This window comes from Pseudomonas sp. MWU12-2345, assembly GCF_023242385.1.
Taxonomy (GTDB): Bacteria; Pseudomonadota; Gammaproteobacteria; order Pseudomonadales; family Pseudomonadaceae; genus Aquipseudomonas; species Aquipseudomonas gingeri_D.
Map to the genome: position 1 here is coordinate 1 of NZ_JALLJA010000056.1, position 428 is coordinate 428.

Consider the following 428-nt stretch of genomic DNA (forward strand, 5'->3'; position numbering starts at 1 on the left):
GCGTTGTGCACCATGGTGTAGGCGTAATCCACGCCCATGCCGTAGGCGCCGCTGTGCTCGCGTACCAGATCCATCACCGCGTCATAGGTTTCCTTGTGCGCCCAGTCACGCTGGAACTCCAGCAGTACCTGCTGCCAGGTCACCGGTACGGCGCCAGCCTGGATCATCCGTTGCACGGACATGTCGTGGGCTTCCTGGGTGGTGCCGCCGGAAGCGTCGGTGACGATGTACACCTCGAAACCTTCGGCCAGGGCTTCCAGGGCCGGGAAGTTCAGGCACACCTCGGTCCACAGTGCGGCCATGATCAGCTTCTTGCGGCCGGTGGCCTTCACCGCTTCGACGAATTTCTTGTCTTCCCAGGAGTTCATCGAGGTGCGCTCGATCGGCTGTGCGCCCGGGTTCACTGCCAGCAACTCAGGCCAGATGTA

1 protein-coding gene is annotated in these 428 nt (G+C 62.4%); it reads right to left on the reverse strand.

The genetic code is table 11. The annotated features are described in order from the left end of the window. Positions 1 to 428: isochorismatase family protein (locus tag M5C71_RS33610; RefSeq protein WP_248769705.1), on the reverse strand; the 428-nt coding region annotated here is incomplete at both ends.